Origin of the sequence: Halomonas getboli (assembly GCF_023094245.1) — a bacterium.
Taxonomy (GTDB): Bacteria; Pseudomonadota; Gammaproteobacteria; order Pseudomonadales; family Halomonadaceae; genus Halomonas; species Halomonas getboli.
The window spans coordinates 383,252-389,296 of record NZ_JALMEW010000001.1 but is presented as its reverse complement, the minus strand read 5'-3'; the positions used below and the strand labels follow the sequence as shown (position 1 = coordinate 389,296).

Sequence of the window (6,045 nt, the reverse complement as noted above, 5' to 3'; positions counted from 1 at the left end):
GGCTACGGCCAGGGCATGGGGCCCGGCATGATGGGCGGCTACGGCCAGGGCATGGGCCCCGGCATGATGAACGGCTACGGCCAGGGCATGGGGCCCGGCATGATGGGCGGCTACGGCCAGGGCATGGGCCCCGGCATGATGAACGGCTACGGCCAGGGCATGGGGCCCGGCATGATGGGCGGCTACGGCCAGGGCATGGAGTCCGGCATCTGGGCCGTGATGAACGAGGAACAACGCCAGCGGGCTCGCACGCTGATGGAGCAGTTCCAGCAGCGCCAGGCCGAGCACGGCAGCCAGATGATGGCCCTTCAGCAGCAGCTGATGGCACAGATCCAGGCCGGCGGAGAGCGCCCTGAAGCGCTGGCCGAGACGCGCAATCGCATGGCCGAGCGGCAGCGGGAGATGTGGCAGGAACGGCAACGGCTTCAGCAATCACTGTTCGAGCTGCTCGACGACGAGCAGCGCCGTCGACTCGCGCCTCAGGCCACTCCGTAACGCCCGGCTCGGACTGATGGACGGTGGCCGCCCCACCGAGACCGGCCGGCCAGGGCCACAACAGCGAATCGGCCACGCCCTGGAGGGCGTGGCCGATTCGCGTGTGCTCGGATACCGCGCCCGCTCAGGCGCTGCGAACGTACTTGATGAAAGGCGTCAGCGTTCCGATCCGGTCGTACAGTCGGCGGGCCGGCGCGTTGAAGTCCTGGGTCATCCAGTAGACGTCGGCCACGCCGTCCTCGCCGGCCTTGGCACAGACGCTCTCGATCAGCCGGCGCCCCAGACGCAGCCCGCGATGCCGGGGATCGACGAACAGGTCCTGGAGATAGCAGACCGGGCCGAGCTTCCAGCAATGGGCGTGATAGAGGTAGTGGACGAGCCCCGCCAGCTCGGTCGCCTCGCGGCCCTCGGCCTCCGGCACCTCGACCACGAAGGCGGCCGGCTCGCCGCTGCCCGGCGTCAGCAGGCGGGCGAAGGTGCTGTCGTAGACGGCCTCAGGCAGCTCGGTGTCGTAGAAGGCCAGATAGTCCTGCCACAGGCGCGCCCATTCCGGCTTGTCGCCGACCTGGAGAGGGCGAATCAGATAGGGGCGCTCAGCCGTGAGCACGTCCTTGTCGGGGCTCGCTTGCCGGGCGTTGGCGTCGGTCTCGATATCATTCACGGCGGTTCGGGCTCCTGATCGTGATGCGTCTCGAGACGCGACGGCTCAGCGCGTCTCGATCAGCAGGTTACGCGGCGTCAGCTCACGGTCGCAGAAGGTGCCGAGCCGCACCTCCCGACCGGCTTCCACCAGCCGCCAGGCGCGATCCAGCGCCAGCCACACCTCCAGGGGCCGACGATACAGATGGCGCACCAGTTCCAGGCGCTCGACCTCGGCCTGGCGCCACCAGCCGGCGGCCTCGAAGGAGGCCCAATCAACGTCGATCGGCAGTGTGACATCCTTGCGTTCGGCCGCCCAGCGGCAGAAGCCGGCGAAGTCGTCGGGAAGCCTGCCGTAGGCGCAACTGGGCACGGGAAGGTATTCATCGCGGCCGCGCACCTCGCGCTGCAGGCGGTCGAAACCCAGCCGCCAGGCGTTGGCGCGCCGACGATGATGGCGCACGCCGGCGGGCGCGGTCACCGTCTCCTGCACCGCCATGGCCAGGTCCTCGCGCGACAGCGTCAGGCCGTGCTCGGCCATCAGCGCCCTGCCCCGCGCCGACAGCGCGCGGTAGTCGCTGGCCGCGGTGCGATGATAGCAGCACGGCGCCAGCGTCACCGTCGCGCCGCGCTCGGCGGCCAGCTCGAGCAGCCGGGCATGCAGATCGCCGCAGGCGTGCAGCGCCAACGCATGCCGATCGGGACCCAGCCAGTCGCCGGCGTCCTCGGCCATCACGTCCTGGCGCTGCAGCCGCACCGCCTGCCGCTGACGCTCGGCCAGCGCCTGACCCGACTCGCACAGCGACGGCTGCCATTCGAGGCCGATGACCAAGCGGCCGTCCCGCCGGGCCAGGGTCCGCGACAGGTGGCCCTTGCCGGCGCACCACTCCACCAGCGACGCCTCGCGCTTCGGCGCCACACGGCCGGCGAAGGCCTGGATCTGGCGCCACTTGCGCGCACCGATGCCCTCGCCCCAGGCCTCCGGCAGCGCGCCATCGGCCGCCGCCAGATGCGGCAGGTCGACGGCCTCGGCCAGCGCGTCCACCGGCAGCCAGTCGGCCAGCGGCGAGGCCTCGAAGGGCGCGTCCTGAAGTCGCCATGCCTCGTCGTCGGACAGCGCCTGCAGCGCGTCCGCCAGCCCCGGGACGCGCTCGCCCCAGGGCACGTCACGATGCTGGAACGGCAGCGGTCGCCACAGCGCCTGCCCCTCGGCGAGCAGGCGCGTCAGCGCCGCGAAGCGCGACGCCAGGGCTGGCTCAGATGGCATTGCGCAGGCCCAGCTCGTAGGGATGCGGGTCGAGGTAGGACTGGGCGCGGATGTAGTCGGAGCCATGGCGCTGGATGTAGTGATTGAGCAGCCGCATGGGCACCGCCAACGGCACCTGCTGCAGGCGATATTCCTCCACCGCCGCCAGCAGATCCTGGCGGGTCTCGCCGTCCAGGGCGCGCTTGAGATAGCCCATCACGTGCATCAGCGCATTGGTGTGGGACTTGCGGGTGGCCGGCCGCGACAGCGCCTCCATGAAGCGCTTGAGATAGTGACTCATGGCCTCGTCCAGCGGCACGTCGTGGGCCTCGCCCAGATAGCGACCCAGCTCGCGATAGGTCTCGACGCGATGCGCCATCAGCAGGAACTTCTGACGACTGTGGAACTGGATCAGGGCGTGACGGCTGGGCGTCGGCTCCACGCGGCGCTTCCAGTCGTCCAGGGCATAGACGCGGGTGATGAAGTTCTCGCGCAGCACCGGGTCGTTGAGCCGCGCCTCCTCCTCCAGCGGCAGCTCCGGAAAGTCGCGGCGCATGGCACGCACGAAGGCGCCGGCATCGGCGTGGCTGGGCATGCCGTTGGGATGATAGACCTTGACCCGCTCGAGGCCACAGCTGGGCGAGCCCTTCATCAACACGAAGCCACGCAGGTGGCGATGCGCCTCGATGAAGGTCTCGCTGACCTCTTCCAGCCGCTCGGTGACGTCCAGCGTCTCGTCGACGGTGCCCTTGACCCGCGGCGTCTCGCCAGTCCTGCCGACCAGGCGGATCGGCTCGCGCGGCACGCCGAGCCCGGCCGCCAGCTCCGGGCAGAAGGGCTCGAACGCGAAGCGCTCCGCGAGCACCTGGAGGCAATAGCGCGACCGCTTGTGACCGCCGTTGTAGCGCACTTCCTGGCCGGTCAGGCAGGCACTGATACCCACGGGAATGTCCGCTTGCGGATGCGACGACATGGCGCGACTCCTTGGCCCGAAAATGGATGAACACACAGATCGGCACAGGATAACGCCGCGCCGCTTGCCCCGCGAGGACCGCCGCCCCATTAGCCGAAAGTCGACACTCCCGCCGCTCACTGCAGGCCGTCCATGCATAGTGATAAGACAGGCCATGTAGTAGAATTACGCGCGATTTATCCCCCCTTTCCCTCCAATCTCAGGATGCTTTCGCCATGCTGACAAGATGTCGACCGCAACACTGGCTCCGGCAACGTGACCGGCGGCCAGGATTTCTCGTGCTCGCAGCACTGCTGCTGTTCAGCCCTCAGGTGCTGGCCGCCGGCGCCGGCGAGCTGGACCTGACCTACACGCTGAGCGGCTTCATTGCCGTCACGCTGTTCATCCTCGCCTATGCGCTGGTCATGGCCGAGGAAAAGCTGCACATGCGCAAGTCGAAGCCCGTGCTGGTGGCGGCTGGCCTTATCTGGACGTTGATCGGTTGGGTCTACGTCCAGGAAGGCCTGCCGGATGCCGCCGAGCACGCCTTCAAGGAAACCCTGCTCGAATACACCGAGCTGCTGCTGTTCCTGCTGGTGGCGATGACCTACGTCAACGCCATGGAAGAGCGTCGCGTGTTCGACAAGCTGCGCGCCTGGATGGTCGAGAAGGGCTTCAGCTACCGCGCCCTGTACTGGATCACCGGCATTCTCGCCTTCTGGATCTCCACCGTGGCCAACAACCTGACCACCGCCATGCTGATGTGCGCGGTGGTGCTCAAGGTGGCCGAAGGCGACAAGCGCTTCATCAGCCTGTGCTGTATCAACATCGTGGTGGCCTCCAACGCCGGCGGCGCCTTCAGCCCCTTCGGCGACATCACCACGCTGATGGTCTGGCAGTCCAAGCTGGTCGAGTTCCAGGAATTCTTCGAGCTGCTGGGGCCGTCGCTGGTCAACTATCTGGTGCCGGCGATCATCATGAGCCTGTTCATCCAGAACAAGAAGCCGAGCCCGCTCGAGGAGCACATCTGGCTCAAGCGTGGCGCGCGCCGTATCGTGCTGCTGTTCCTGGTGACGATCGTCATTTCCGTGCTCTGCCACACCGTGCTGCACCTGCCGCCGGCGCTGGGCATGATGACCGGGCTGGGTTTCCTGCAGTTCTTCGGCTACTACCTGCGCCGCAGCCTGCCGCGCTCGCTGGAGCGCAAGCGCACTCGTTACAGCCAGCGCGGCGACTGGCGCAAGCTGGAGTCGCTGGGCAGCGTGGTGCCGTTCGACGTCTTCACCCGTATCGCCCGCTCCGAGTGGGATACCCTGCTGTTCTTCTACGGCGTGGTGGTGAGCGTCGGCGGCCTGGGCTTCATGGGCTACCTGAGCCTGCTGTCCCAGACGCTCTACGCCGGCTGGGACCCGACCTGGGCCAACGTGGTGCTGGGCCTGATCTCGGCGGTGGTCGACAACATCCCGGTGATGTTCGCGGTGATCTCCATGAACCCCGACATGGCCATGGGCAACTGGCTGCTGATCACCCTGACCGCCGGCGTCGGCGGCAGCCTGCTGTCGGTGGGCTCCGCCGCCGGGGTAGCGCTGATGGGCCAGGCGCGCGGCATCTACACCTTCGCCGCGCACATGCGCTGGGCGCCGGTCATCGCCCTGGGCTACGTGGCCAGCGTGCTCACGCACCTGTGGCTCAACGCCGACAGCTTCACCGTCTTCCACTGACGGTGGCCCCGCCCCACCGGGCGGCTTCGGCACCACGCGCGGCGGGCTTCGGCCCGCCGCGCGTGTTTTCGTCGGTGCGCTTCAGCGCTCCAGCCCCAGCCGCCGATGCCAGTCGGCGAGGCTCTCGTCCGGATAGTCGTCGAAGCAGCGATCGTCGGGCCCCGCCTCGACCTCCACCCAGCTCGCCTTGCTGCCCAGCATCAGATGCACATGCTCCGGCGGCACCGGCAGGTCACTGTCGATCGCCGAGGCGAAGGGATGGACGAGCTCGGGCCAGCGCGGATCGAACACCCACAGCGCAGTGCCGCAGCGCGAGCAGAAATGACGCTCGCCGGGGCTTTTCTCGCCGTCGAGCACGGCGTGATAGACCGTCGCGTGCTCGGCGCCCTCGACCTCCAGCGTCTCGGCGAGCGCGCCGAGATTGATGGCATAGCCGCCCCCGCCTGCCGTCTTGCGGCAGATCGAGCAGTAGCAGCGATTGAACGGATAGAGATGCGGGGCCTCCACCCGGAAATGGATCGCCCCGCAGTGACAGGAACCCTCGAGTCGCATGGCGTCTCTCCTCGGTCAGCGGCCATGGCTCAAGCCTAGTCGACCACCGCATGAGAGGACGCCTCGAAAACATCGGCCGGGCATGCCCGGCCGATGGGTTGCCGCGTGGCTCAGCGCCACCAGGGGTTGGTCTCACGTACCCCGTGTCGCAGCATCGTGTGGGAACGCTTGGGAGTGAGCGGCTGGCTCACGCGCTGACTGCGCGTTTCCCAGGCATCGCCTACCGCCAGCATCAGCGGCGCTTCGTCTATCTGGCGCACCGCGTCACTGCCGACGACCTGCCGGTCGGCGGCAGACGGTATGGTGTCGGGGGCCTCCATCGCCACCGCCATCGTCGATACGGAAGCCCCCAACGCGGCCACGAGGCACGTCGTGAGCAGCATGCGTTTCATGGAACACCTCCAGCTCTTGAAGGAGAGAGATGCGAGCGGGACGACACT

Annotated in this window: 7 protein-coding genes; 2 read left to right on the top strand and 5 right to left on the bottom strand. The window is 68.1% G+C overall.

Going from position 1 to position 6,045, the window contains the following annotated elements:
• Positions 1–495: hypothetical protein (locus MYL53_RS01895; protein ID WP_247851671.1), on the top strand; the 495-nt coding region annotated here is incomplete at its 5' end.
• Between the two features lie 124 nt (positions 496–619).
• On the opposite strand, the gene MYL53_RS17320 is transcribed toward MYL53_RS01895, so the two are convergent.
• The 3 genes from MYL53_RS17320 to MYL53_RS01880 are packed head-to-tail and all read right to left on the bottom strand — an operon-like array spanning position 620 to position 3,353.
• Entirely contained in the window at positions 620–1,156 is a 537-nt protein-coding gene (locus tag MYL53_RS17320) for a GNAT family N-acetyltransferase (RefSeq protein ID WP_247851670.1), read from the bottom strand.
• Positions 1,157–1,201: 45 nt separating this feature from the next.
• Positions 1,202–2,401, bottom strand: coding sequence for a methyltransferase (locus tag MYL53_RS01885; RefSeq protein WP_247851669.1), 1,200 nt, complete (start codon positions 2,399–2,401; stop codon positions 1,202–1,204).
• Positions 2,391–3,353 (bottom strand): YbgA family protein, encoded by a 963-nt coding sequence (locus tag MYL53_RS01880; protein ID WP_247851668.1) that lies wholly within the window; start codon positions 3,351–3,353, stop codon positions 2,391–2,393. Before MYL53_RS01880 ends, MYL53_RS01885 begins: the two co-directional genes overlap by 11 nt.
• A gap of 215 nt (positions 3,354–3,568) precedes the next feature.
• On the opposite strand from MYL53_RS01880, the gene nhaD reads away from it, so the two are divergent.
• Positions 3,569–5,053 carry a sodium:proton antiporter NhaD gene (gene nhaD, locus MYL53_RS01875; RefSeq protein ID WP_247851666.1) on the top strand — a complete coding sequence of 495 codons (1,485 nt, stop codon included), beginning with the start codon at positions 3,569–3,571 and terminating at the stop codon, positions 5,051–5,053.
• A gap of 81 nt (positions 5,054–5,134) precedes the next feature.
• On the opposite strand, the gene MYL53_RS01870 is transcribed toward nhaD, so the two are convergent.
• Both MYL53_RS01870 and MYL53_RS01865 read right to left on the bottom strand, forming a co-directional pair.
• Positions 5,135–5,605 carry a GFA family protein gene (locus MYL53_RS01870; RefSeq protein ID WP_247851664.1) on the bottom strand — a complete coding sequence of 157 codons (471 nt, stop codon included), beginning with the start codon at positions 5,603–5,605 and terminating at the stop codon, positions 5,135–5,137.
• Between the two features lie 110 nt (positions 5,606–5,715).
• The gene (locus MYL53_RS01865; protein ID WP_247851663.1) at positions 5,716–5,997 is read right to left on the bottom strand and encodes a hypothetical protein; all 282 of its coding nucleotides are present in this window, start codon (positions 5,995–5,997) and stop codon (positions 5,716–5,718) included.
• Positions 5,998–6,045: the final 48 nt, after the last annotated feature.

Bases quoted from the DNA above. Each gene is read 5' to 3' on its own strand.
- MYL53_RS01885 (WP_247851669.1), bottom strand. From the start codon at position 2,401: ATGCCATCTGAGCCAGCCCTGGCGTCGCGCTTCGCGGCGCTGACGCGC.
- MYL53_RS01880 (WP_247851668.1), bottom strand. From the start codon at position 3,353: ATGTCGTCGCATCCGCAAGCGGACATTCCCGTGGGTATCAGTGCCTGC.
- nhaD (WP_247851666.1), top strand. From the start codon at position 3,569: ATGCTGACAAGATGTCGACCGCAACACTGGCTCCGGCAACGTGACCGG.
- MYL53_RS01865 (WP_247851663.1), bottom strand. From the start codon at position 5,997: ATGAAACGCATGCTGCTCACGACGTGCCTCGTGGCCGCGTTGGGGGCT.
- MYL53_RS01870 (WP_247851664.1), bottom strand. From the start codon at position 5,605: ATGCGACTCGAGGGTTCCTGTCACTGCGGGGCGATCCATTTCCGGGTG.